Source organism: Limisphaera sp. VF-2 (assembly GCF_049537125.1).
In the GTDB taxonomy this organism is placed as follows: domain Bacteria; phylum Verrucomicrobiota; class Verrucomicrobiia; order Limisphaerales; family Limisphaeraceae; genus Limisphaera.
On sequence record NZ_JBMVQY010000003.1, the window covers coordinates 94,696 to 120,671 of the forward strand.

A 25,976-nucleotide genomic window follows, 5' to 3' on the forward strand; every position below is an offset into this window, starting at 1 on the left:
GGGCGGCATTGCGCCGGAAAGGCGTGCTGCGGGCAGGTCGGGTCGATGATTCGGGAACCGGCGGTTCAGGCTGCCAATTTCCGAAGAGCCACGATGTCACCAAGCGGCAGGGGAAGCGTCCGGCAGCTCCCGGGTCCCGCCGGCCGGGTGCGATCGACATCCACTTGGCGGAAGAGGGGGATGTCCCTGCGGACGTGTCGGTATGTCCGCCGGGTTAGTGTCGCTGGGCACGTATCGGCCGCCGCGAGGGGCGGTCGGACCGGTTCTGCCATGCGGAGCAGGGCCGGGCGTGTGCGTGCAAAGCATTGCTCCCGTATGACGGGACATGCAGAAGGTTCCCTTGTAGCGACGTGCTGTGTCCACCGCTTCGGTTGACCTGCGGGCGTTGCAAGTGTTCTTATGGGTGGGTGTTTCGCGTGTCCGGTGCCCGACTCCTCGTTGGTTCGGTCCCTTGGGATCCGGGAGCCGCGTCGAACGAATGTTGGATGGACGCGCCGACACGAATCGGGGCAGGCTGAGTACGGCAATGTTATCGGCGGGTACAGCGGCTCGGCGCGTGCGGCCCTGGCGGGAAGAAACGTTGGGCGACGCGCCGGCCCGAATCGGACAGGACATTGCCAAGAGGAGCATGCATCCGAATCCATTCCCTTCCCCAACTGGAGAGTGCTTATGAAACGGAACGCGTCGGGCCAGCGTCGGTTTCTCGCCTCCACCATGACCTCCGTCGTGATGGCGGGAGCCATCCTCGGATGGCTGCCCCTCGGCGGGCTGGCGGCCGTGTACCAGTGGACAGGCAGCGGCGGGAACCTGTTTTGGAGCCATCCGGCCAACTGGTTGCCAGAGGGACTGCCCGGCCAGGCAGACGACGTTCGGTTTTTCGATCCGGGCGCAGCAACGGAGGAAGGTTCGACGACCGTCGTGTTGCCGGGAAACGCGACGGTGCGCTCGTTGTGGTTCGGTCAAACCAATGGCTTCCACCGGCTGGAACTGCAGGACCGGGCACAGCTGGTCCTGGGCGGCTCCGGTTCGGTCACTGCGCTGTTGGTGGGCACGGAATCGGACAACGGCAACGGCCAGAGCGTGGCAGCTGCGATCACCGGCACGGGAGCCTCGCTGGTGATCTCGAATCCCGCCGCGGTGGTGGCCGTGCGGCAAGCCAGCGCCAATGCCGGCCCGAACCTGCGGGCGAGATTGGACCTGTCCGGCCTCGAGGAGGTTACGTGGGTTGCCGGACGCCTGTTGGTGGGGTCGGAATCCCCCGTGGCGCCGCGGCCCTCGGGGACCGTCTGGCTGGGGCGAACGAATCGGTTGGTTTTGACCGGGGCAGCCCCGGCGTTGGCGATCGGCGGCCGCGGCGGCAACAACAACGGGGGCAACTCCAGTTACCTCTACCTGGGCGAAGAAAACTGGATCTTCACCGACTCCATCATGATTGGCCGGGGCAAGCAGGGGGGCGACAGTTCGATTCTGTTTCATACCAACGCGTTTGCCCAACCCCGGGCGGTGTTCCGTGCAGCTGACGGGCAGGGTCGTGTCGCTTCATGGAACATTGCCGACTCGGAGAACATCAGCGGCACCGTGCCGGCCCGCGGTTCGGCCCAGTTTGTCGGCGGTCTGGTGGATGCCCTGGTAGACACGCTGTTCATCGGGAAGAGCACCACCGGCAGCGGGACCGGAACCCCGGCGGGTTACTGGATGATGGAGTATGGAATTCTGGATGTGAACCGGCTGTATGCCGGGTATCAGAGCCGGCCCGATGCCAATGGTGCCCGTGGCACCGTGCACGTGGTGGGTCCGGCCGTGATCCGCGTGAACGAGTTGCTGGAGCTTGCGCACGTGAGTGGCGGGACCGGGGCGGCTCAGGTCGAGGGCACTCTGAATGTCACCCTGGGCCAGGTGTTGGTCACAGGCCGCTTTCTCAGCGGGGGCGGGCGTGTATTCGTGAACATCACCAACGGGAGCGTGACGCTGCCCGAGGGCTCGGAACTGTTCGCAGATTCCGTGAATCTTGATGGAGGTCGGTTGACCAATGCCGCCGTGATATCGGTCAGCAACCAACTGGTGGCCGTCAACGGGAGTGCCTGGCACGGGGCCCACACCTTCGACATGGGCATCCATGGCACGGCCTCCTGGGACCTGAGCGGGTTGGAAGGTGGACTCGTCGTTGCCCGCCGTCTCTCCGGTGCCGGCACGCTCGTGGGCGAAGTCCGCATGAATCCGGGTTCCACGTTGGAGCCCGGTGGGCCTGCGCATGTTGGAACACTGATGCTTACCCATGGCCTGACTCTGGATCAGGGACAGCTCCGCTTCGACTTGGGCGCAAGCGCGGGCGGCGCAAATGACTTCGTGCAAACGTTCGATCAACTCCGCGTGCGGGGCCCCCAACAGGTCTGGCTGACCCCTCTGGAGGGATCCTTCGACACGTCCCAACCCTACACCCTTTTGGGGGCCTCCCAGGTGGTTCTGGAGGATGCGCGCTTCGACGTGGCCGGGCCGATGGCACGCAGTCGATACACGTTCCAGTTCGACACGAGCCAACCCGGCACCGTCCGATTGCTGGTGGGCGGTTCCCCGCCCCGTACGCTGACCTGGGTGGGCAACGGTGCGGCCAACCGCTGGAACGTCCAAGGGGACGCCAACTGGAACAACGGCACGGGTCCCGACCGGTTCTACAACCTGGATGGCGTGGTATTCGACGATTCCGGCAGTGCCGCTCAGCCGGTGACGGTCGAGGAAGCCCTGGTGCCCGCCTCCCTCACGTTTCGCAACAGCACGAAATCTTATCGGTTCGTCGGGCCCGGTCAGTGGGATGGCGGCAGTGTGGTGTTGGAAGGCGACGGCCTTGTCCGAATCGAGAACACGGGCAGTAACCGATTCGACAGTTTGACGCTGCTGCGGGGCAGTCTGGTCTTTGCCGGCACCCAGGCAAACCAGATCGGGGGCACCCTCCTGAACGTTCCGGCGGGCGCGTTGCTTGTCTTCAGCAACGCAGGCCCCAATCTGCTGCCACCGTCCGTTGCCCTGGACGGCACACTGGTGTGGGCCCAGCCCACCGACGGGACCCTGGCAGCGAGCCTGAGCGGGGCCGGCCGTTTCCTCAAACAAGGTGCCGGGCAGCTGACCCTCGCCGGAGATAACAGCGGCTTGACCGCGACTCCCGCAGTGGAGGTCCACGAAGGGGTCCTCCAGGTGCTCTCGGCCAACAGCCTGCCCTCAACCGGAGTGCTGGTTACCAACGCGGGCACTCTGGACGTCAACGGGGTGAATCTCGGAGCTCTGCCGGTCACACTTTCCGGATGGGGTGCCAATGGCCAGGGCGCGCTCGTGAACAACACCGGCAATCCCAATTACGTCAGCCCGCACGTGCGGGATGTGACACTGGCAGGCGACACGGCCGTGGGCGGCACCGGCCGGCTGGACATCCGCTCGCCCGGAGGCAGCTCCGGGGATCCGGCCACGGCCCGATTGAGCACCGAAGGCCGCCCCCTCAACCTCTACAAGGTGGGGCCCAACGGCGTGTACATCGTCAGTGTCACAGTGGATCCGGCCCTGGCAGATATCGAAGTTCGGCAAGGGGTCCTCGCGTTCGAAGGAACGACGACCTCCATGGGCAATCCTCAACGCACGTTGACCGTGTTCCCGGGCGCCACGCTGCAGTTCTATCGCACCACCAATGCCTGGGACAAACAGTTTGTCCTCCATGGTTCCGGAACCAACCTCACGGTCAACAACGCCAGTTGGACCAACCGATTGGTGGGGCCCATCACTCTGGTCGGGCCCTGCTGGTTCAACGCCGGCGGTGACCTCCTGATCGTGGACAGCCCCATCCGCGGCGACGGCAGCCTGATCAAGCTGGGCGGGGCCACTCTGCGCCTGGGCGGCGTCAGCTCGCACACGGGCGATACCATCGTGAGCAACGGGACATTGCAGGTCGAAGGCCGACTCGAACGGACCCGACAAGTGTGGGTGGCCGGAGGAATGCTCACCGGGACCGGGGTGATCGCCGGCCCGATCCGGGTGTTGCCGGGTGGAACCCTGGCACCCGCGGGCGCCAAGCGAGGCTCCCTCACTGCCACAAACGTGCTCGTCCTGGAAGGAACGGTCGAGATGGATGTCTTCCGATCCGGAAGCGGCACCCTGGAGACGGACCAGATCCGCGGGCTCGAGGCGGTGCAATTCGGAGGCACCCTGCGCTTGAATCTCACGGGAACCGCCCTGCAGGCAGGCGACGTTCTGCCGTTGTTCGAAGCCAAACAGTACAGCGGCAGCTTCGGGGCCATCGAACCGACCACGCCCGGGCCGGATCTGGCATGGGACACTACATGGTTGGCGCGCGATGGCACCTTGCGCGTGACGGTGCCCGCTCCGGCACAGCCGCGGATCGACGGCTGGACCTGGCTGGGAAGCGAACTTCGGTTGACGGGCAGTGGCGGCTCTGCAGGGGGCACGTATCGCGTCTGGGCCAGCACGAACGTGGCGCTCCCGGCAGCGGCCTGGTGGCCGGTACGAACCAACCGGTTCGACGCGACTGGCGCGTTCCAGGAGGTGCTCCCGGTGGAGCCCGGGGTCTCGCCGCTCTTCTATCGCCTGAGCGTGCCTTGAGCCGCCGCGGCTCGGCGCGGCGGCACCAACCCTTTGTGGGGCGAGAGCCTCTCCGGCAGCTTTCCCCACGCCAGGTCGGCGCGGCGACGCGGCGCCCGATCGTCTCGCAAGAGGCACGGAAGCCTTGGCTTTCCTGGTGGAACCGAGGGCGGGCTGATTCCTCGATGCGCCCTGGCGTCTCGGGCGGGAGATCCGCGCCACCCGCTACGGCGCGCCGGCGGTCCGAGAACGGCCCGGCTCACGGGCCCAGACGGTTGCTGTCATGGGCCAAATTCCAAACGTGCAGCCAGCGACGGCGCGGGATGAACTCGGCGTGGCCGTCGCAGAAGTTCGCCTGGGCACCGATGGCTCCGTGGTTGTCGGCCGGATCCGGATAATTGTTCGCGTCGTTGGCGCCACTGGTATCGTCGGCATCGGTCATGAGCAGAATCTGGGCCGGGCCGGGCCGGGTGCCCCTCGGGACGCGACTGTAACGAGAGATGGCGTAGGTCAACACCGAAAGCTCCGTTTTCTTGATGTTGCCGGAGAAATTCCCGAACACCTCATAGCTGCTGCCCGATGGCGCTTGGGGGTTGGCCCCGTTGTCTGCCAGATCCTGGACCAGCCACTGACCGGGTTTTTGCGGGTGGGGCACCAGGTTGGTGCGAATGAAATTGCGGGTGGCGGGGCACACGAAAGTGGATCGGCCAAACGCGGCCGGGACGTAGGCGGGAACCAGCCAGTTGAAATCGTCGTCGGCCACGTGGCGGTCCGTCGTCCGGAGGCCCCGCACCTGGCCGGCCATGGGTTCGCGCCACGTGGCCCCGGAGAGGTGTCCCTCGTGATCGCTCGCGTACATCGCGCTGCCCAGGCCCAACTGCTTGAGGTTGTTGAGACAGGCAATGCGCCGGGCGCGATCTTGGGCGCGGCTCAGGGCGGGGAGCAACAGAGCCGCCAGGACTGCGATCACGAGCAGCGTCACCAGCAGTTCGATCAGTGTGAACGCGGCGCGGACCCCGGACCGTCGCTCTCCTGTCCGGCGGTCGGCCGCCCCCACCCGGACGAAACACCACGACCCCATGGCCACAGCCGACGGGAGGTGCCGCAGCCGACGGGTAACTCCGGGCTGGCCGGTCCGGTCCGACATCGGCGCCACTCTCTTCCTGTTTGGCACGTTCGTCAATGCTGCTGCGGCCCCGCCTGCGGCCGGGGGATCTCGTTTTGCGCACCGGAGACGAACCGTCCGGGAAGAACACCACCGCGCACGGCCGAGCAGACCGCGCCTCCGGCACCGGAGATGAAGCCCCCAAAGGGATCTTCCGGTTGAGAAAAGTCCAAGGGACCCGGTCAGGAAAGGGCCCCGGCCTGACCGGCCACCGGAGTCTGCAACCCTCGCTGAAGATTTTGGCGCTCTTTGGCGCGGTTGGCAATGCATCCGGCACGAACGGAGCCACGCCACGTGGTGGTGCGCCAGAAGTCCACAGGTCTGGCGACGAGTGGCTATTGGGCATGCATTGGGAAAGCCGCGGAGGTGGCAACGGTGTGGAGGACCTCAAGGAAGCATGGGCGATGGAAAGTGGGAGAGCCCGTGCCCACCGATGCGCACGCGGTGGCCTGCATCAGAGTCCGTGAGCCTGTCGCGAGGATGGCCCCGCGGGTTTTGGGGTGCCATGGCCGGCAGCCGGGAGGCGCAGCAGGGCCTTGCTGCGCTGGGGCTCCGTGGTGACGTTGGGGTTTGCGACCGGTGAGTCCCAACTGATTCAGGCTCAATCAATTTCCGCCTTCGGACACCGCGAAAGCGGGGGCATTGGGCGCCTGTCGGGCACGGGAAAGCCGAGGGACCATGGCATTCGGTGGGGATCTCTGAGTTTGGGTGCATAAACGAATCGCGCCCGCCACTGCCCACAGGTGGCGCGGAACACTCAACGCGCCGAAGGCGCCTCCATTTGTAAGCGCGGGGCAGCGCCCCGGGCATTCGGCCCGCTAAACCTGATCACGCCCTGAAAGGGCGTACCTCCGTGGGCCCTTCACAAGGGGCGGGCATAGCCACCCCGAGTTCCGCCCTTTCAGGGCGAGATGAATCCGTTTGGCCTGCCTGCTCACGGCGTTGCACTGGGCTGGTGAATCGCCGCGCCGTCGGGGCGGACCCGCAACGCGCCGAAAGGCGCAACGATGGACCCGGTATCGAAGCCCTCTGCTTGTCCTGGGTGCCTTCTTGTGCCGGCACAATCACCGCCCGGGTGGAGTCATCCCGCCGTGCATCGAGGGCACGCAACGTTTTCGGCTCTTGATGGGGCTCGTTGGCATGTAAAGGGCAGGCGCTGCCTCGGAGGCAGGAACGCTTGCAACATCGACTCAGGCGGAGCTCACCATCCCCGCAGACCCGATGTTTGGCGCTTTTCAAGCTGAGGACTTGTCCGAAAGCTCTGCGCAACCTCAGACGTCTTCGGCGATCCGACGGAAAGAGGCATTTCATGGGGACCTCTAAAGTCGCAGCTCGAAAACGGAAATGCGCCGCTCACCCAAAGGGCTCGGAAATCGGGGTTGAGTTGACGGGTCCACCGGTGGTAGTGTGGTTGCGGACGGCGTTCCTTGCCTCCACTCGAGAACGGTCGGGGCGTAGCGTAGCCTGGCTAGCGCGCTTGCTTGGGGTGCAAGAGGTCGCGAGTTCAAATCTCGCCGCCCCGACCACTCCTTTTTCCGGGCTCGGTTTTTCCAGGGGCGGTTCCGGACCGGGGCAGGCGACGGCGGGCGGCGCACGTCGGTGCCGGCGCGCATCTCGGGCGGTTGATTCGGGAAACTGCGAGGCGATGCAGCCGCCTCAGGTTCCGCGCAAGACGAACTGGCGGTGGCGTGGGAACAGCGGTCGGAGCCGTTGCGACAGTTCGTCCTGGAGGGCCTGGAGTTCCTGATACACCGCCACGGCTTCCGGACGCGGCTGGGTGGTCTCGGCCGGGTTGAGCTTCACGAAGGCATCGGTGATCTCGTGGATGGCAACCTTCTCGCCTTTCTGGAGGCGCCAGCACCACAGCGCTTGCAGCGCGGCCCCGTAGGCGGCGCCTTCGCTGACTTTCAGGGTGACGACCTCGGCGTTGAACACATCGGCCATGATCTGACGCCAGAGTTTGGATTTGGAGCCTCCTCCCGTGGCGCGGATCTGACCGGCCCGAACCCCGAGCTGGGCGAGGCGGCGCAGTCCGTAGTTCATGCCCAGGGTGACCCCTTCCATGGCGGCGCGGCAGAAGTGGCTGGCGGTGAAGGTGCGGGGGGTCACGCCCAGGAGCACGCCGGTGCCTTCGGGTACGTTGGGAGTGCGTTCGCCCTCCAGGTAGGGCAACAACAGCAGGCCGTGTGCGCCCGGGGGCACGCTGGCGGCCTTTTTCTCGAACTGTGCGTGGGTGTAACCGAAGTCCTGGCGCATCATTTCAGTGGCCACGGTGACGTTCATGGTGCAGAGCAGGGGCAGCCAGCGGTTGGTGGAGTCGCAGAAGGCGGCGATCTCGCCGGCGGGATCGACCACCGGTTTTTCGGAGCAGGCGTAGATGGTGCCGCTGGTGCCGAAGCTGGCGGTGACGATGCCCTGGCGGGTGTTGCCGGTGCCGATGGCGCCCATCATGTTGTCGCCACCGCCGGCGCTGACGAGCACGCCCGGTTCCAGGCCCAGTTGTCGCGCCGCCTCGGGGCGGAGGCGCCCGGCCGGCTGATCGCTGGGGATGAGCGGGGGCAGTTTTTGCATGAGGTCCGGGTCGATGGCCCTGACGGTGGCCTCGCACCAGCGACGTCGCCGCACGTCCAGCAGGGCCGTCCCGCTGGCGTCGCCATATTCCATGACCCGTTCGCCGGTCAGCCAGAAGTTCAGGTAATCATGCGGCAACAGGACGGTGGCCAGGCGGGCGTAATTGTGGGGCTCGTGCTTTTTGAGCCAGAGGATTTTCGAGGCGGTGAAACCCGGCAGGATGGCCAATCCCTGGAGGCGGAGGGTTGCTTTGAACCCGCCGAGGGCGGCCATGATTTCCTCGCATTCGGCCGCCGTGGAGGTGTCACACCAGAGCTTGGCGGGTCGGATGACCTCGCCGTCCTTGTCGAGAGGGACAAACCCGTGTTGTTGTCCGGAGACACCGATGGCGACGACCTCGGCCGGGCGGGCCTTCGCCTGGCGCAGGGCGGCGCGCACGGCCTTGATGGTGGCGTCGCGCCACGTGTGGGGATGTTGTTCTTTGGCGCCGGGGGGGAGGTTGGGAATCAGGTCATAGGCCTGAGCACCCGCGCCCAGGACGCGACCATTGCGTGCATCCACGACCAGTGCCTTGGTGGATTGGGTTCCGCTGTCGATGCCGATGAGCAAAGAGCGCATGCGGCTTGTGTAGCGCGGCCAGGGCGACATTTCACGCCTTTTTTTAGCGGTCGGCCCCAAGGAGTTCGCGGCCGGAAGCCTCGGGAGCGGGATGGCCGTTTTTTGGAAGTGCCACCGGCGATTGCATGGCCCATTCGGATCGCCATCAGGAATGAAGGTCCCCCTGCACCTTCCATTTTCGGCCCGCCCGGAAGCGTGTGGAAAAACTCGAGCTCGGAGAATAGGCTTCGGTCTTATGAGGAGATTGGAGCGTGTTCCGTTGGGAACTGCCTTTCCCACTCCCTGCTATACTTTCTTGCCCGTCAAGCCCCTAGAGAAGTTGAGGCCAAATCCAACCGGCGATCCCAAGGATGAGCTCGCTTAAAAACACTTTCCTAGATCTTCGCCACCGCCCCCTCCGCACACTCCTTGGCTTCCCAAATGCCAAACCCCCTCAAACGGAGCATTGCAGACTCCACTTGCGCCGCACGGCCGCCATTGTATCCCCGTGCTTTCCCCGTCCCCAGAGAACTACGACCAGCACATCAGTCCCAGCGCTTCCGCGCGTTCGCGTCTTCATAGGTTGCACAGGGCACCGCCCATGGTCAGCCGGACCCGCCAGAGGCCGCGGCCAAAGAACTCTCCCCCTATCCCGGCTACCAAGTCTCGGAGGATATCCTTTCGAAGGTGACGGCTTGAGCGCTCCGCGCTCACGCCACACAACACCTATCCGCTCTCCCACGGGAGCCGGCCCGCCGCCACCCTCGTTCTGCAGCCGCTTGTCTCAACTACCGTGGCAAAATGAGCGTCCGTAATGACTTCCTCTTATACCTCCCCTGCGCGCTGACGTTTTTCCGAGGATGTGTGCGTTTTCTCACCGCCCTGATACGCCACTTAAGCCCCCCAGTACATGTCATGGGGGCTGCCGATAGCTGTCGCAAAGCGGCAGAATGCCCCGGCTTTTCCCTTGTCATTCCCCTACTTCAGCTGGATCCATGCCCGATGCTGGCTTCCGTCAGACAACGTGGCAACCAACTGCCAGATACCCTTACTCATACCACTCTGGCGCGTGTCTAGGTTGAACCGCCACACGCCGTCGCTATATACGAACTGATTTCCACTAGTGGCAGCGTCTTGTGGTGTCGCATCAATCGGCTCCGCTGCGGTCGTCGCGTCGCTAAACTTGACCACTTGGAGCCGATGCACCCCTGCCACCACCGGCGTGCCGCCACAGAACGCTTTAAACTTCACGGGGATGGTACTGCCGAACTTAAACGTCTGAAGGGGTGCAAAGAAGCTGCCGCCTGTGGCATCCGAGCCACCGATTGGCGGTAGAAAGCCATCGAACTCCAGTGGGGCGCGAATGACCTTAAACGAGCACGCTGCCACGTTGCCCGCTGCGTCGCTCGCCGTGCACGTGACCACAACCTCGCCAACCGGAAAACCACTGCCGGATGGTGGATCGCACGTCACGAGCGGCGAGGGATCCACCCCATCGCTCGCGCTTACAGCGAACGTTACAGGCACGAGTGGATCTGGACTGCAATGCACCCGAATCTCACCAGGACAATGAATCACGGGCGGTTCCGCATCCCCTTGCACGACTGGTTGCCCGCAGGGCGAAAAAGCAGATGTGTTCCCCTCCGGGTCGGTAGCGGTTGCCGTAATAATCCAGCCTACTGGAACAGACACCGGCAACCAGACATCAATCCGGCCATTCCCATTCTGATCCGTGGTGACATCTGTCGCGCCAAGGAAACGCTCGCCTTCACCATACCCCGACGCGTCGCACTCTCGGTTCGCGAACAACTCAATCCGAAATGTGGTCTGGGGCGTGCTGTGAATAAAGCCCTGCACCCTTGTACCCGTGGGCGTGCTGGAGGCATTTTGAATGATCGGAAAGTTTTGCAGCTTGTTGACCCCCTCATCCATGTCCAGAGGATCATTCTCAATCATTTCCCAGCGAATGTACGGCATGGTCAGGAAGATACCATAGACTGGATGGTCTTCCGCTCCGGCGTTAGAATGAATGCTGTTACCCAGAATCCGATTGCGGACCGCATAAGGGCCAGCTTCCCACGGGGCGTGGCCAACGCCGATCCCACAGTGCACGTTAAACGCAACCACATTTCCGGCTCCGGTTTCCTCGCCACCGATCGTGTTGTCATGGGCTCCGGCACCAATCGCTATCCCATCAGCGTTAGGCAGCGGCGAGAGCCCCGTTCGGTCGGTGCCGATGTAATTTCCCTGGATGCGATTGCCGAAGGTCTCCGTGTGGAGAACAAGGATACCATGGCGCGCGTTCCCCGAAATAACGTTGCGCGCATTGGCGCTCGTACCACCAATAAGGTTACTTTGGGCGCAATCGGAGAGATACATTCCCACGCCATTGGGCAGCGCAACCGTAGCCGATACGTCGGTACCCACGAAGTTACCCTGAACACGCCCCCCACTGCTCATGAGTCTAATGCCAGTATCATTTCCCGAGATAATGTTGCGGTCCGCGTCGTTGGTGCCGCCGATACGAACATTGGGATTAAAGACGAACACGCCTTCGTGTTGGTAGGGCAAAGCCTTCGTGCCCGTGCTGTCCGTTCCGATATAGTTCCCTACAATAGCGACGTCGTCCGCTGTGACGCTGATGCCTCGATAGCCATTGGCAGAAATGACATTCCGTCGCACGAGAGCCTGATGACCGAAGTAGAGCTGCAGGCCCACGAGCCCGTTGCCTAACGCCGTCTGGCCGGTGATGTCAGTACCTATCAAGTTGTTTTCGATACGATGTCTCAGTCCTGTGGCAAACAAGCCAATCAGGACATTCCCCGAAATGAGGTTATGTGCGATTACACAATCATCGCCGACCACCCAGGCACCCCATTGATTTGGAAGAGGCATGCGGCCCGAGAGGTCAGTGCCGATAAAATTGCTTTCGACTCGAGTCCGGTGGCATTCCCAGGAGCAGAAAATGCCGCATGCTTGCTGCCAGAAGCCCAGTGGCTCGGTCGTGTTGCCGGAGATCAAGTTGTTGCGAATCACTGTGTCGGGGGCGTACTCGGCCTTGATCCCTCCGGCATAATGATAGCCTACTAGGCCCTCGGGCGGAATAATGCCGGTGGGGTTCGAAAGCGCTCGAGTCCCGGTGGCGTCCGTCCCGATCTTGTTGTATTGGACCGTGGTGCGAGCGCTCCACTCTAGGTTGATGTTCCATTTATTCCCGGAGATGACATTGGCTTGTCCTGGTTCCGGCGAGCCTATCACATTGCCGTCAGAGTGAAACGCTAGAATGCCCGCGTGAGCCGGGTATTCGGGGCTGGTCTCGATGCCGTTACCCGCGGGGGTTAGGCCGTCGGGCATGAGACCGATGTAGTTCCCGAGTATTCTGTTGGTGCCGTTGGGCGAGGCCCACGTTCCCTCGAGGCGGATGCCGCTGAGGTGAAATCTGGTGATTACGAGCCCCCGGACGAGGCTGGAGCCGCTCACTATGAGCAGACCATTGGCCCCAGGGCCGGCGAGCGCTCCGTCCAGATGCACGATTGGTGTGCCGAGGAAGCCAGGCTGCGTCGTACCGTCAATGGCGACCGGATCCGTGATCGGCGGCAAAGGGGTGAGCGGCTGAAGGGTATACGGCGCCACTGGAATGTTAAACGCGATCGTGTCGAAACCGGGCGTGGCGTTGGCCTGTTCAATCGCCCACCGGAGTGTTCCTGGGCCATTATCGGCAGTGGTTGTGACCGTGAAGGTTGCTGCAGAGACCGCAGCAGTAGCAGTGCAGACGAGGAGGGCGGCGGTGAGTTGAGCTCTTGCTTTCATGATGGGCTCTCCTGGTCTCGATAACGTAGTGACTTTAGGCGGTTAGTGACGGTAGTCTGTAGGTGAAGCGCCGAAGCACATTGGGTCAAGGGTTGCCCAAATGCTGGCGTCGCACCAGCTAATACAAGTTGTTTATGCTGGCGGTCCGCGACTGTCAAGAGCGTTTATGCAGCCCGGCAAACGAGAGCATGTTCGTACATTGTCATGGCGACAGCAAAAAATGGAGATGTACGCAAACGACAACACGTGGAAGTAGTTCGCTGCCACATGGGGAGTTACATGGTCTCCTCGGGCACCGTCGCTACCCGAACAAACAGAATGTTGGAAAGCTTTGATCGGAAACCCGCGCGTCCAAGTCAACCAGTCGCGCAGGCGCTTACTGGAAATCTCGGGCTTTTTCAACGGCGTGCGAGGCGGCCGTCAGACAGACCTACTGTCCAGCCCCGCGGAGTGTTTCCCGCTGGATCGGCCTCTGCCTCAGCGCCTGCGTGCTCTGGGCCTCGGTCGAGCACCACGGGGACCGCCTGTTGGTGGAACGGGACAAAAGCCCGCCCCCAGCGGCCCATCCCAAGAAGGTCCCGGCTCGGAGCAGCGAACTGGATTCCACTTGGCGGAAAGCCCAGCAGCGGAACCGGCGCGGTCTTGTCCGACACTTCCTGCTCCACCTGGGGTTACATTCCACCGGCGGGCAGCGTCGCTATCGGGCTCGGGGCTCCCGCAGCCTGGGCCTCCAAAACAAGCACCTGCTTGTTTCCACCCAGCCCTTGGCCCTGTTCGGTCGCCAGTTCCAACTGCAAGGCCACCGAGTCTGGGCTCCAGACTTTCAGGTGCTGTGGAGCGACGGGGACGAAGGGCTGCGGCGGCTGCGGCAGGATGATTTCCACCACCGGCCCTGGCGGTTGGACCGCCGGCACTTGGCCCAAGCGGTGCGCGCCTTCACCGGCCCCAACCAGGACGAATACCACCGGCTGGATGCGCCCGATCTGGAACGCCGACAGACAGGCCGCCCTGGAAACGCTGCGCACCAGTCCCCTGCGCTAGCAACGGCCCAAGGCGTTGGAGGCCTTGGTCGGCTACCGGCAGGCCAACGGCCACGGCACCGACGGCCTGGCGCCAGATCCCGGCCCGCCTGCGCGCCGGTCGAGGGCGTCGGGCGCCTGCGGTCAAGCCGGTTCGGGCGCGGTGGAGAAGAAGATGGAAATCCACCGGCGGTTCAAACGCCAGGTTCGCAGCGGGCATCCGGTCCGGGCCGAGCGGCTCTTGCAGCTCCAACGGCTGCTGGCCCAACCGCTGCAGTGGACCCGCCGGGGGCAATACCCACCCCAATTCACCCCCAAATGGAAACCGCCTTAATCCCACCCCAACGGAGAATTGACCAACACTACCCCCAAGCCTGGGCGGCGCACTCTCCGCTTGTCGGCGTGGCCGGGGTGGGGTTGAATAGCGGTTCAGCGACGGAAGAGGGTGAAACGTGGCTGCTCTGCGGGGAAACCATGAGTGAGAACAGCGAGGCCGGGGTGGATTTGAAGCGCGCTCGACGGCGGCGCGGGCCGGTGACAGAGCCGCGGGCGGATCGACTTCCCCCGCATTCGTTGGAAGCGGAGCGGGGGGTGCTGGGTTGCATTCTGCTGTCGCCCAACCCGTGCATGGGCGAGAGCCTCGAGTTGCTGAAGGCGCGGCCGGAGGTGTTTTACGATCTGCGTCACCAGGTGATTTACCGCACGCTCATCGAGATGTTCGAGCGGCGGGAGCCGATTGACCTGATCACGCTGCAGCAACGGCTGAAGGATGCGCCGCCCTGGGAGGACGGTCGGGCGGGGACACCGGTGAACCGGCTCGACCTGGCGGGTGGCTTGGCGTACCTGGCCACGTTACCGGACGCGGTTCCCTCGGCCGCCAACCTGGCGCACTACGCCAACATCGTCTACGAGAAGTATCTGCTGCGGCGTTTGGTGCAAACCTGCACCCACGTGGTGGGCCGCGTTTATGAGTACGAGGGGGACGTGCAGGAGCTGCTGGACGAGGTGGAACGGGACCTTCTGCACATCAGCGAGGAACGGGTCGAGGGGGGCACGGTGCCCATTCGGGAGCTGGTGCGGGACGCCATCGGCAAGATCGAAAAGCTCCACACGCAAAAGGGCATGCTCAGCGGCCTGCCGACGGGGTTCCCGGATCTGGATCGTTTGACCACCGGGTTGCACGGGGGCGAGATGATTGTGATTGCCGCCCGGCCGAGTGTGGGCAAGACCTCGCTGGCGATGAACATCGCCGAGCATGTGGCTATTGATCTGCGGCTGCCGGTGGCGGTGTTCAGCCTGGAGATGACGGCCGAGTCGTTGGTGATGCGGCTGCTTTGTTCGCGGGCCCGGGTCAACCTGCGCAATGTGCGGGACGGCTTCCTGGCGGAGCGGGATTTTCCGAGGTTGACGGCGGCGGCCGGGAAGCTGGCGTCGGCCCCGTTGTACATCGACGACACCTCGGGTCTGTCGATTTTGCAACTGCGGGCGAAGGCGCGTCGGCTGGCGCAGCAGCACGGGATTCGACTGTTTGTGATTGATTACCTGCAGTTGCTGCATTCCACTTCCCGGCGTGCGGAGAACCGGCAGCAGGAAATTGCCGACATTTCCAACGGGGTGAAGGCGCTGGCCAAGGAGCTGAACGTGCCGGTGATCGTGTTGAGTCAGTTGAACCGGGATGTGGAGAAGCGCGGCGCGGGGGAGGCGCCGCGGCTGTCCGACTTGCGAGAGTCCGGCGCCATCGAGCAGGATGCAGACGTGGTCGGCCTGCTGTACCGGGACACCAAGGGCCGGGACGACGACGATCCGGCGCGCGATTTTGACGAGGAAGCCGTACCTGTGAAACTGTACATCGCCAAGCAACGCAACGGGCCCACCGGGGAGATCGACCTGGTGTTCCTGCGGCCCTACACCCGTTTTGAAAGCGTCACCAAGGTCGAGCCTGAAGATCTCCCGAGCCCTGCCTGAACATGCACTGGTGTTTGCGGTTTCTCCTGGCCCTGTGCCTGCTGAGCGCCCCGGGGGTGGTGCGCGCCCAGTTTTCCCCCCTGGCCCAGGAGGACGTCAAGGTGGTGCGGGTGGACGTGCGACATGTGGGCCCGCCGGCGGCCAGTGACGCGCTGTTGCGGGCCAACATTCGCGTCAAGCCCGGCGATGTGTATCGCCCGGCCAGCGTGGACGAGGACATCCGCAGTCTCTATGCGACGGGTCAGTTTTACAATGTGCGGGTGACGGCCGATCGCACGCCGGAAGGGATCGTGTTGACGTACATTGTGCAGGGCAATCCCCGCCTCACGGACATCAAGTTCCAGGGGAACACGAAGTTCACGGACGCGCGGTTGCGCAAGCTCATCAGTTCCAAGGTGGGCGAGCCGTTGATCGAGCGAAAGTTGTTCACCGACAGCCAAGAGATCCAAAAGCTGTATCAGAAGAAGGGCTACCCGAACACGCGGGTCAAATACGTGGTCAACATCGACGAGGCGGCCGGGCGCGGCTCGGTGACCTTCGAGATTGCGGAGAGCCCCAAGATCAAGATCGAGCGCGTGGAGTTTGCCGGCGTGCAGGCCTTTCCCCCGCGCGTGGCGTGGTATCAGCGCCTGTTTCGTCCCGGCCGCAAGGGGCCGGGCAATGTGATCAAGACCCGGCCGCACTGGATGTTCTCGTGGCTGACGGGCAGCGGCTATTACAAGGATGAGGAACTGGAGGACGATCGGGAGCGACTGACGGACTTTTACCGGCAACAGGGCTATTTGGACTTCGAGATCAAGGACGTGAAGATCGAGTATCCCCGGCCCAATCGCATGATCGTGCGGTTCGAGGTCTTCGAGGGGCAGCCGTACAAGGTGGGCAGCATCCGGTTCAGTGGCACGACGTTGTTGCCGACCAATGCCGTGGCCCCGGACTTCCAGCCGGAGCCGAAGCCGCCCCGCGGGGAGGAGGATCGGCGCCAGTGGTACGAGGTGCAGGCGTTTCGTCGCGCCTTCAAAATGAAACCCGGCGACGTGTTCACCCCGGCCGGCTTGTCCAACAACCTGGTCGCCATCGAAAATTTTTACGGGGCCCGCGGCCACATTGACGTGAATGCCACCTCGCCCAATCTGCGGGTCCGTCGCATCCCGAACACCGAGAGCAACACCATGGACCTCGAGTTTCTCATCAACGAGGGCCAGAAGGTGTTCATCGAAAAAATCGAGATCCGGGGCAACACCAAGACCAAGGATCGCGTGATTCGACGGGAACTGGCGGTGGCGCCGGGCGAGGTGTTCGACATGGTGGGGGTCAAACTGAGCGAGGCGCGTCTCAAGGGCCTGCAATACTTTGACAAGGTGGAATTGAAGCCGGAGCCGACCGACATCCCGACGCGGCGGAACCTGTTGGTGGCGGTCGAGGAGCGGAACACGGGCAACATCAGCCTCGGGGCCGGCTTCAGTTCGGTGGATGCCCTGGTGGGGTTTGTGGAATTCAGCCAGGGCAACTTTGATCTGTTCAAGCCGCCGACGTTTACCGGCGGGGGTCAGAAATTCCGGCTGCGCGCCCAGGTCGGCACCGAACGGCAGGATTACATTTTGAGCTTTGTGGAGCCCTGGCTGTTTGGACGGAAACTCAGCCTGAGCGTGGATTTGTACCATCGGGATCTGGCCTATCAAAGCTTCGGCGGGCTGTACGACGAGCGGCGCACGGGCCTCAGCCTGGGACTGCGTCGGACGCTGTGGAGTGACTTCTTCATCGGGGGCGTGACGTACACGCTGGAAAACGTGGGCATTGATCTGGACCCGGGGCTGCATCCGGCGCGGCTGGTGCGCGAGCCGTTGCCGGGGCGCGGGGAGATCCTCCGGGTGGACCCCGCCAATGCACCGGGGGCGTTGTTTGCCGAGGAGGGCGACTCGCTCGTTTCGCGCCTGGGTTTGTCGCTCGCGTATGACACGCGCAACAGCACCCTGCTGCCGAGTCGCGGCCAGCGCACGGAGCTTTACGGCGAAGCGGCCGGCCCGTGGCCCGGGGAGAAGGACTACTGGCGCACCGAACTGCGCACGGCCTGGTATTTCCCCGGACTGTTCGAGGGCCACATCATCGAGGTCATCGGACGCGTGGGCGTGGCGGACACCTGGGGAGACACGCAGGTGGTGCCGTTTTACGACCGGTTTTACCTTGGCGGGCTCTATTCGTTGCGCGGCTTCAAATATCGCGAGGTCTCGCCCCGCGAGCCGGGCTTTTCGGAGCCGATCGGGGGCAACACGTACTGGATGGGCTCGATCGAGTACAGCCTCCCGGTCATCCAGCGCCTGCGATTTGCCGTCTTCTATGACGTGGGCAACGTCATGGCCGACTCGTTCAACTTCGACTTTGCCAACCGAAGCGACAACTGGGGCTTCGGGATCCGGCTGGATCTGCCCATCGGACCGCTGCGCCTGGATTATGGCATCCCGATCAACTATGACGAACGCTTCAGCAGCGGTCGGGGCCGCTTCCAGTTTGGCGTCGGTTACACGCGCGAGTTCTGAGCCCGGCATTCGTTTTGCCCGATGAAACTGCCTGCTCCTGGTTCTGATCCGATCCCGCGGCCACCGGCCGGAGGGCGGGATCTTGCGCGAGGCCTGCTGATCTGGTGGGTGGCGACCGTGGCCGCGCTGGGGCTGACCCCGGGGGGGCCGGCCGGCACCGTGCAGCTGCCCTTTTACTTCGAACGCAATGTGGGCCAGGTGGAGGCGCGGTATGCCTTCGTGGCGCAGGGCCGGGCCGCGCTCTATCTGGTGGCGGCGGACGAGGTGGCCGTGGCGTTGGTGCCGCCCGGACCCGTGGAGACCGCGCCGTCCGATGACGGCCGGACCCGAAGCACCGTCCCACCGCGTGCAGTGGCGCCGGCCCGGTGGGTCCGATTGCACTGGGTCGGAGCCAATCCGCAGGCTCCGGCAAGGGCGCTGGATCCGCTGCCGGGCCGGGTGCATTACCTGTTGGGAAATCGGCCGGATCGCTGGCGACTCGACGTGCCCTTGACCCGTGCGGTTCGCTTCGAGCAGGTGTACCGGGGCGTGGATGTGGTGTACTACGCGTCGGACCGGCAGCTCGAAATGGATTTCGTGCTGGCTCCCGGGGCGAATCCTGCAGGCATCGAGATGCGGATCGAAGGCGCCGAGGAGGTCCGCGTCGAGGCCAACGGGGATCTGGTGGTGCGCGTGGCGGGTCTGGAACTGCGCCAGCACCGGCCCGTGGCTTATCAGCACGCCGAAGGGGGCCGGAGAGAGATTGAATGTGCGTTCGAGTTGCGCGGGGCCCGGCGCGTTGGGTTCCGTCTGGGCCTTTACGACCCGTCCCTGCCGCTCACGATCGATCCGGTCTTTCGGTATGCGAGTTATTTCGGGGGCGCGGGTGGCGATGTGATCTGGGCCGTGGCGGCGGATGCCACGGGGGCCGTGTACGTGGCAGGTGAAACGACCTCGGCAACTGCGCTGGCGACGGCGGGGGCTTTTCAGACGAATTACGGTGGAGGCACGGCGGTCGGTGGGGACGCGTTTGTGGCCAAACTGACTCCGTCGGGTTCGAACCTGGTGTATCTGACGTATTTGGGGGGCCGGGCTCATGATGCAGCGCTGGCCTTGGCGGTGGACAGCGCGGGGGCGGTGTACCTGACCGGCTTTACAGCCTCCTCGAACTTTCCCACGGTTCGGGCTTTGCAAGCGGCCATCGGAGGGCAACCGGATCCCGCATTGGGCGTGCATCCTTTGGATGCCTTTGTGGCCAAGTTGAGTCCGGAGGGTGACCGCGTGGAGTTCAGCACCTTTTTCGGAGGGTCCGGGTTGGATGAGGGCATCGGTTTGGCCGTGGACACCCCGGGCCGGATTTACCTCACGGGCTTGACCGACTCCACCAACCTGCCGGTGGTGAACGCGTTTCAGCCGGTGCCGGCCGGCGGGCGGGACGGCTTTGTGGCGCAATTGACGGCGGATGGGCAGGGCCTGGGTTTCAGCACCTATCTGGGAGGCAGCGGACTGGACTATGGCAGCGGCGTGGCCGTGGACAGGGAGGGCCGGGTCTGGATCACGGGCCTGACGCAGTCCACCAACTTTTGGGTCACCAACGCGATTCAAGCCCGCATCAACGATCCCACAGGCCTGGCGACGAACGTAAACACGATGCCGGATGCGTTTGTGACGCGTTTGTCGTCCGAGGGCGCGCCGGAGTTCTCCACCTTTTTGGGCGGGACATTCAGCGACGTCGGTTTTCGCATTGTGACGGATGTCGAGGGCAACGCCTACGTGGCCGGGAGCACGGAGTCCATCGACTTCCCGGTGACCATCACAAATCTCACGGGCACGGCGTGGACCAATCGCGCGTTGGCAGATGTTTTCGTCACCAAGATCGATGGTCGGGCCCCGACCGGCTGGGTTTACTCGGTGGCCTTTGGGGGGCGGGGAAGAGACGAGGCCTGGGATCTTGCAGTGGACCGTGTGGGGCGCGTCCATTTGATCGGGGTCACCGGCTCGACGAACTTTCCGGTGATGGCGGTTCCCTCGGGTGGCAGTGCGACGCTGGCGGGTCGGCTGGATGCGTTCCTGGCGGGTCTGGATCCGCGCGGTGGAGCCCTCGAGTACGCGTTTTATTACGGCGGCAGCGGCGAAGATTATGGGTATGCACTGGCGCTGGATCCGGCCGGACACCTGTGGATCGCAGGCACCACGACGTCCACGAATCTATGGACCGAGCGCCCCTTGCAACCCGTGTTTGCGGGAGGGCCCGGCGATGCATTTCTGGCGCGGCTTTTGCAACCGCCCGCTTTGCAAATCCGTCTCGCGGGGCCCGGTTTGGTGGAGCTGTTCTGGCCCGCGCCCTCCCATGAGTGGGAATTGTTCCGGGCCCTGCCCGATTCTGCGCCGGTATGGGAATCCGTCGGCCCCGCTCCGGCGCCCGTCTCCGGATTCCACCGCATCGAATTGGGAACCACCAACGGGCCGGCCTGGTTCCGATTGCAGCTGCGGTAAGGTCCAGGGCTGTCCTGCCCGTGCGTCGGGTGCCGGTGCAAGGCTCGGGAGCAGGGTGGAAACACCGATCCCTCGCAAAAGCAGAAACGGGGTTTCCCTGTCGCACGGCTGCATCGGTACTTTTCCCGGGGCCGGGTCTGTGTTGTGGGCGGGGCAAAGGTGGGTTGGCGCCACGATCAAACCGGGATAGGTTTCGGTGCGTGGGGTCCTGCAACCCGCCCCGGCGCAGCTGCGGATGAGCCGCGTTGCCGGCGTGGCCGGGCTTGCGAGGGATCCCAAACGAATCTGGCATGAAGTGCTGTGACAGGTTCCGATTCGGGCGCAGCCGCTCGATGTTCTTGATCCTGGCCGTGGTCACAGGGTGCCCCTTCTCCGGCCCGGCCGCCGGCTTTCGTGCTCTCCCCGAGCTGCGCGAAGACCTGCGGCCCCTGCCGCCGGAGGTCAAGGCCCGTACGAGTCTGGCCCCGGTGGTCAAAGCGGTTGCCCCGAGCGTGGTCACCATTTACACCACCCGCATTTTGCAGGGGGAGAGTTTCTGGCACCCGTTTTTGGACGATCCCGCGTTCCGCCGGTTTTTCGGGGATCGGTTCCGTCGCGAGGGACGGCCCCGGGAACGTCGAGCACGGGGATTGGGCTCCGGCGTCATCGTGTCGCGGGACGGTTACATCCTCACGAACAACCACGTGGTCGAGCAGGCCGACGAGATCCGCGTGCGGCTGGCCGACGGCCGAACGGAATTCGAAGCGGAAGTCGTGGGGGCGGATCCGCACACGGACATTGCGGTGTTGAAGGTGCCGGCGACGAATCTGCCGGCCATTGTGATGACCGACAGTGACCAGTTGGAGGTGGGCGACCTGGTATTGGCGCTGGGCAATCCCTTCGGCGTGGGGCAGACCGTCACGATGGGCATCGTGAGTGCGGTGGGGCGGGGCGGCCTGGGCCTGACCGATTACGAGGATTTCATCCAGACGGACGCGCCGATCAATGTCGGTAATTCGGGCGGGGCACTGGTGGACGCGCTGGGCCGGCTGGTGGGGATCAATACCGCGATTGTCACCGGGGGCAGCGGAAGCGTGGGCGTGGGCTTTGCGGTGCCGGTCAACATGGCCCGGCACGTGATGGAGCGGTTGCTGACGGAGGGTCGGATCCGGCGCGGTTATCTGGGCATTTATTTGCGGCCGTTGACCCCCGAGGTGAGCCGGACGTTGAACCTGCCGGAGGGATCCGGGGCCCTGGTGGGCGGAGTGGCCTCGGGCACGCCCGCCGAAGCCGCGGGCCTGCGCGAAGGGGATCTGATCCTCGAGTTCAATGGCCGGAAGGTGGAGGATGGTCGGCACCTGCGCCTGATGGCCTCGCAGACGGCGCCCGGCACCTCGGTGCATCTGAAGGTGTGGCGCGACGGGACGACGCGCAGTGTGTCCTTGACACTGGCCGAATTGCCGAACCCCGACACGGAGGCCGACGATGCGGGATCCCTTCGGAGAATCGACCTGCTGGAGGGAGTTGAGCTTGCGCCCCTGGACGAGCAGGTGCGGCAGCAGGACCAGATTCCCGATTACATCCGTGGCCTGTGGGTGCGCTCCGTGGCCGAAGGATCTCCCCTGGCGGAAGCCGGGTTGCGTGCGGGCGACGTGCTTCTCCAAATCCAGGGGAGGAACGTGCGCACCGAGGAAGCCGTGCGGAACGCGTTGCGGCAAGCCGACGAACCCGAACTGCGCCTGCGCATCTGGCGAAGGGACGGGGGTCGGGCCGGCACGCAGGTTCTGACGATACCCAATCCCCGGGGTCAGCGATGAACTTTGGCCTTGAGGCCGGCCGGGGGCCGCTTGGAGATTGACGGCCATGAACACACGGGGACTGGTCGTGGTGACGGGAGCCACGCGCGGCCTGGGCCGTGCCATGGTGGGCGAATTCATTCAGCGGGGCTGGACGGTGGCCGGCTGTGGTCGCAATGCCGCCGAGATCGCCGCGCTGCGCACGGCCTGCAGGGAGCCGCATCGATTTCAAGTGGTGGATGTGCGGGAGGACGCCGCGGTGCGGAGCTGGGCCGAATCGGTGTTGGCCGACCTGGGTGCGCCGGACCTGCTCTTGAACAATGCAGGCGTGATCAATCGTTTGGCGCCGCTGTGGCAGTTGAGCGCCGAAGAGTTCGACGTTGTCCTGGACGTCAACGTAAAAGGGGTGGCCAATGTCATTCGCCACTTCGTCCCGGCGATGATTCGGCGCGGGCGGGGCGTCATCGTGAATTTCAGTTCGGGTTGGGGTCGGAGTGCGGATGCGGAGGTGGCGCCGTATTGCGCCAGCAAGTGGGCCATCGAAGGTCTCACTCGCGCCCTGGCGGAGGAGCTTCCGCGAGGCCTGGCCGCGGTGGCGCTGAACCCGGGCATCATCCACACCGACATGTTGGAGGCCTGCTTCGGCGCCTCGGCCGCCGGCTATCCCTCGCCAGAGACCTGGGCGCGTGTGGCGGTGCCGTTCCTGTTGAAACTGGGTCCCGGCGACAATGGCAAGGCCCTGACCGTGCCCACTCCGTGAATGCGCGGGGCTGGCGCGCTGGCCGGCTTGGTCGTACGGCCGGGCTTGTCTTGCGCGCGCGGGAGCCGGATTCCGGCCGGTTTATTTGGCAGAGGGGCGGTTCGTGGCGGGGGCGTTGGCGGCCTCGAGCAGTTTTTGATAGAGGCGTGCTTCGTCGGGCTTGTCGAGTCGCGTGGCCAGGGCGGCCAGTTCCCGGTAGAGCGCGGATTTGTCCACCTGGTCGGCGTAATCCTGAAGCAGCGCACGACAGGTTTCGTAGGCGTCGCCCCACTGCTCCAGGGCTTTGAACCGTTCGGCGAGCAGAAGCAGGATGCGATAGCGCTGCTGGGGCGAGGGAGAGAGCTTGAGGGCCCGCTGCCAGGTCAGGGCCGCCGAGTGGGGTTTGCCCTGGAGATCGTAAAGTTCGGCCAGCTTCTCGGTGAGCACGGCACTGTCGCGGGTGACGGGACAGTTTTCGAGGTAGGCCACCATGTCGGCCACCGGAGCGCCACGGGCGAGGTTGAGGTTGACGAGGCGCAGGTGGGACCAGGCCACCAGTGGGGAGGACCGGGCTTCGAGCTCTGCGTGCAGGGCGCTGGGCGACCGGCCAAACGGCCGGTATAGCGGGTCCCCGATCATGGTCATCTGCCAGGACAGGGCAGGTTGGCAGGCCCAGGCGGCCTCGCCGAAACTGAACCCTTGAAGGACCAGACGGGAGACGAACACGGTAATGTCGGGGGTTCCGCCCAGGTACGGCTCGTACACGGGCCCCATGGTGATGGTCACGCCACGTTGGAGGAGCGGCCCCACCCAGTGGCGCTGGACACTGCGCAGGTCGGCGGCGGCAAAGGAATGCAGGTGATAGGCGAAGGCGCCGGGCATGAACTCCGGGGCCGGACGCGCCAGGGCGCCGCCGATGTTTTCCGCGTACCAACCGGCGTAGAAGGCCACGTGACTGAGTGGAAATGAAACCGGCAGGATGGCCTCGTTCGTGTCCACCACGGTTTCCATGCCGAGCAGCCGGCACATTTCGGCTGCCTGCCGAAGCATGTCTTCGCCCGCCTGAAGACCGGGCTCGACCTGGCCACGACAATCGAAATAAAAGCGTCCCCACAGCCCGTCGCGTTGGGCCTGTTGGGCCTTGTCGACGAGCGCCCGCGCAATCTCGGGCGTCGGGCCGTCCAGGCGCGCCACCAACAACAGGCCGTTGGTGGGATGGAGACCGGCTGCGTTGGTGGTGCCGTAGTGAGGATTCACCAGGGGCCCGACCAGCGGATAGCCGCGCAGGGCCATGGGCAGGCAGGCCAGCTCCGAGTCCACCGCGGCCTCATTCCGACGCAGTTCGAGCCGCAGGCTTTCGCTTTCCGACTCGTACAAGCCCGTGTCGGGTTTGATGCGCCAGGGAATGCCGTAGCAAAGAACCGCATAGCGAATGGCGGAGCGGACAACGCGCAGCCGGGGACGGGACTGGGACTCGTTGCCGGGCGGGGCGGTTTCGACCTGCATCAGGCCGGAATTGGTCAGGGCTCGCAGCAAGGGTTCCAGGAGCAGATCGCGATACTCGGCCCGGGACATTTCAGCTCCGGTGGAGAGTTTGAATCCGAAGAGCTGGTTGGCGGGCACATTCCGGGTGCGGGCGTAGTGTTCTGCGACGGCGCGCGACTCCGGCACGGCAGTGTTGTACAGCACGATCACTTCGGCGCCCTCCGTGGCCGCAACGCGAAGGGACACGGAGAACCCCATGACCCATGCTGCCAACTGGCCGAAACGGAGACAAAGCCGCCCGGGCCGGGACGGTCGCCGGGGCTTGCGGGGATTGGACTCAGGAACGGGCGGGTGCATGGGAACACTCCACGGCATCGGCCAGGGACACCGGATCCTCCAGCCGCAAGCGCAGGCCGTCGTAGGCGAGCTCGACCCCTGCGGGCAGATCGGCATTCACCACGTCGTGGTCGTAATCATGCGTGAGATGGGTGAGCAATGTATGCCGGGCGCCAATGCGGCGTGCGGCGGCCAGGGCCTCATCCAGGCACATGTGCGTGGGGTGCGGCCGAAAACGGAGGGCATCGAGCATGGCGATGTCGACCCCTTGGACCTGGCGGATGACGTCGGGGGGGACCGTCTGGCAATCATTCAGGTAGGCCAGTCGCTTGCGGCCGTTTTGCTCGAAGAGGTAGCCGGTGGTGGTAAAACGGCCGTGCGGCAGGGGCAGGGGCGTGATCCGAAGGTCCCCCAGACTGAAGGGGCCCTCGACGATGTGAGGTTCGGGGATGAAGTAGCCCTTGGGCCATGGACCGTCGTGGAAGGCATAGGCGAAAACGCGGCGGAGATCGGCCATGGTGGCGGCGTCTGCGTACACCGGCAGCGCACGCCCGCCGCGCAGATCGCAGAACCGGCGGCAATCGTCCAGGCCCATGATGTGGTCGGCATGACTGTGCGTGAACAGCACGGCGTCGAGCCAGCGAATGTTCTCCCGCAGGACCTGGAGTCGAAACTCCGGAGGCGTGTCCACGACCAGTTTCACCGTCGGCGTGGCCACGTAAATGGCGGAGCGGGTCCGATGGTTTTTGGGATTGGCCAGGAATTCGGGCGGGTACTCGTGCCCGATGAGGGGCACGCCCTGGGAAGTGCCCGAGCCCAGAACGATCAGTTCGAACGCCATGCCACGATTTTTCCTTTGCCAACGCGGGGACGCCCTCTTGAATGAAGGACGTCGCCTTTCGCAACGGCGGGCCCGATCGGGCC

The 25,976-nt window shown here is 64.6% G+C and carries 12 protein-coding genes and 1 tRNA gene; 8 read left to right on the top strand and 5 right to left on the bottom strand.

The window, feature by feature from the left end; genetic code table 11:
• Nucleotides 1–669: 669 nt before the first annotated feature.
• Nucleotides 670–4,602, top strand: a complete 3,933-nt coding sequence (locus ACPDIT_RS10580) for an autotransporter-associated beta strand repeat-containing protein (protein WP_423443296.1) — start codon at nt 670–672, stop codon at nt 4,600–4,602.
• Nucleotides 4,603–4,840: 238 nt separating this feature from the next.
• On the opposite strand, the gene ACPDIT_RS10585 is transcribed toward ACPDIT_RS10580, so the two are convergent.
• Nucleotides 4,841–5,728: a DUF1559 domain-containing protein gene (locus tag ACPDIT_RS10585; protein ID WP_423443298.1), complete on the bottom strand. Its 888-nt coding sequence runs from the start codon at nt 5,726–5,728 to the stop codon at nt 4,841–4,843.
• Between the two features lie 1,466 nt (nt 5,729–7,194).
• Here ACPDIT_RS10585 and ACPDIT_RS10590 point away from each other — a divergent pair.
• Nucleotides 7,195–7,272, top strand: a tRNA-Pro gene (locus ACPDIT_RS10590).
• Nucleotides 7,273–7,402: 130 nt separating this feature from the next.
• Here ACPDIT_RS10590 and xylB read toward each other — a convergent pair.
• Both xylB and ACPDIT_RS10600 read right to left on the bottom strand, forming a co-directional pair.
• Nucleotides 7,403–8,965 carry a xylulokinase gene (gene xylB / locus ACPDIT_RS10595; protein WP_423443300.1) on the bottom strand — a complete coding sequence of 521 codons (1,563 nt, stop codon included), beginning with the start codon at nt 8,963–8,965 and terminating at the stop codon, nt 7,403–7,405.
• Nucleotides 8,966–9,892: 927 nt separating this feature from the next.
• A complete protein-coding gene (locus ACPDIT_RS10600; RefSeq protein WP_423443301.1) occupies nt 9,893–12,724 on the bottom strand; it encodes an HYR domain-containing protein in 2,832 nt (943 codons plus the stop codon).
• 1,056 nt (nt 12,725–13,780) lie between these two features.
• Between ACPDIT_RS10600 and ACPDIT_RS10605 the strand changes: the two genes are divergently transcribed.
• From ACPDIT_RS10605 to ACPDIT_RS10630, 6 genes are all read left to right on the top strand, one after another.
• The gene (locus ACPDIT_RS10605) at nt 13,781–14,077 is read left to right on the top strand and encodes a hypothetical protein (protein ID WP_423443303.1); all 297 of its coding nucleotides are present in this window, start codon (nt 13,781–13,783) and stop codon (nt 14,075–14,077) included.
• A gap of 140 nt (nt 14,078–14,217) precedes the next feature.
• Nucleotides 14,218–15,708: a replicative DNA helicase gene (dnaB, locus tag ACPDIT_RS10610; protein WP_423443305.1), complete on the top strand. Its 1,491-nt coding sequence runs from the start codon at nt 14,218–14,220 to the stop codon at nt 15,706–15,708.
• Nucleotides 15,709–15,710: 2 nt separating this feature from the next.
• Nucleotides 15,711–18,242 carry an outer membrane protein assembly factor BamA gene (bamA, locus tag ACPDIT_RS10615; RefSeq protein WP_423443307.1) on the top strand — a complete coding sequence of 844 codons (2,532 nt, stop codon included), beginning with the start codon at nt 15,711–15,713 and terminating at the stop codon, nt 18,240–18,242.
• A 21-nt stretch (nt 18,243–18,263) separates the two neighbouring features.
• On the top strand, nt 18,264–20,717 hold the full coding sequence (locus tag ACPDIT_RS10620; RefSeq protein WP_423443309.1) for an SBBP repeat-containing protein: 2,454 nt from the start codon (nt 18,264–18,266) through the stop codon (nt 20,715–20,717).
• Between the two features lie 290 nt (nt 20,718–21,007).
• Nucleotides 21,008–22,513 carry a Do family serine endopeptidase gene (locus tag ACPDIT_RS10625; protein ID WP_423443311.1) on the top strand — a complete coding sequence of 502 codons (1,506 nt, stop codon included), beginning with the start codon at nt 21,008–21,010 and terminating at the stop codon, nt 22,511–22,513.
• A gap of 46 nt (nt 22,514–22,559) precedes the next feature.
• On the top strand, nt 22,560–23,252 hold the full coding sequence (locus tag ACPDIT_RS10630) for an SDR family oxidoreductase (RefSeq protein WP_423443313.1): 693 nt from the start codon (nt 22,560–22,562) through the stop codon (nt 23,250–23,252).
• Nucleotides 23,253–23,333: 81 nt separating this feature from the next.
• On the opposite strand, the gene ACPDIT_RS10635 is transcribed toward ACPDIT_RS10630, so the two are convergent.
• Together ACPDIT_RS10635 and ACPDIT_RS10640 are read right to left on the bottom strand one after the other, a co-directional pair.
• Nucleotides 23,334–24,962 (bottom strand): TIGR03790 family protein, encoded by a 1,629-nt coding sequence (locus ACPDIT_RS10635; RefSeq protein ID WP_423443315.1) that lies wholly within the window; start codon nt 24,960–24,962, stop codon nt 23,334–23,336.
• 91 nt (nt 24,963–25,053) lie between these two features.
• Entirely contained in the window at nt 25,054–25,893 is an 840-nt protein-coding gene (locus ACPDIT_RS10640) for an MBL fold metallo-hydrolase (protein ID WP_423443317.1), read from the bottom strand.
• Nucleotides 25,894–25,976: the final 83 nt, after the last annotated feature.

Coding starts and splice junctions, on each gene's coding strand:
- ACPDIT_RS10580 (WP_423443296.1), top strand. CDS start 670: ATGAAACGGAACGCGTCGGGCCAGCGTCGGTTTCTCGCCTCCACCATG.
- ACPDIT_RS10585 (WP_423443298.1), bottom strand. CDS start 5,728: ATGTCGGACCGGACCGGCCAGCCCGGAGTTACCCGTCGGCTGCGGCAC.
- xylB (WP_423443300.1), bottom strand. CDS start 8,965: ATGTCGCCCTGGCCGCGCTACACAAGCCGCATGCGCTCTTTGCTCATC.
- ACPDIT_RS10600 (WP_423443301.1), bottom strand. CDS start 12,724: ATGAAAGCAAGAGCTCAACTCACCGCCGCCCTCCTCGTCTGCACTGCT.
- dnaB (WP_423443305.1), top strand. CDS start 14,218: ATGAGTGAGAACAGCGAGGCCGGGGTGGATTTGAAGCGCGCTCGACGG.
- bamA (WP_423443307.1), top strand. CDS start 15,711: ATGCACTGGTGTTTGCGGTTTCTCCTGGCCCTGTGCCTGCTGAGCGCC.
- ACPDIT_RS10620 (WP_423443309.1), top strand. CDS start 18,264: ATGAAACTGCCTGCTCCTGGTTCTGATCCGATCCCGCGGCCACCGGCC.
- ACPDIT_RS10625 (WP_423443311.1), top strand. CDS start 21,008: ATGAAGTGCTGTGACAGGTTCCGATTCGGGCGCAGCCGCTCGATGTTC.
- ACPDIT_RS10630 (WP_423443313.1), top strand. CDS start 22,560: ATGAACACACGGGGACTGGTCGTGGTGACGGGAGCCACGCGCGGCCTG.
- ACPDIT_RS10640 (WP_423443317.1), bottom strand. CDS start 25,893: ATGGCGTTCGAACTGATCGTTCTGGGCTCGGGCACTTCCCAGGGCGTG.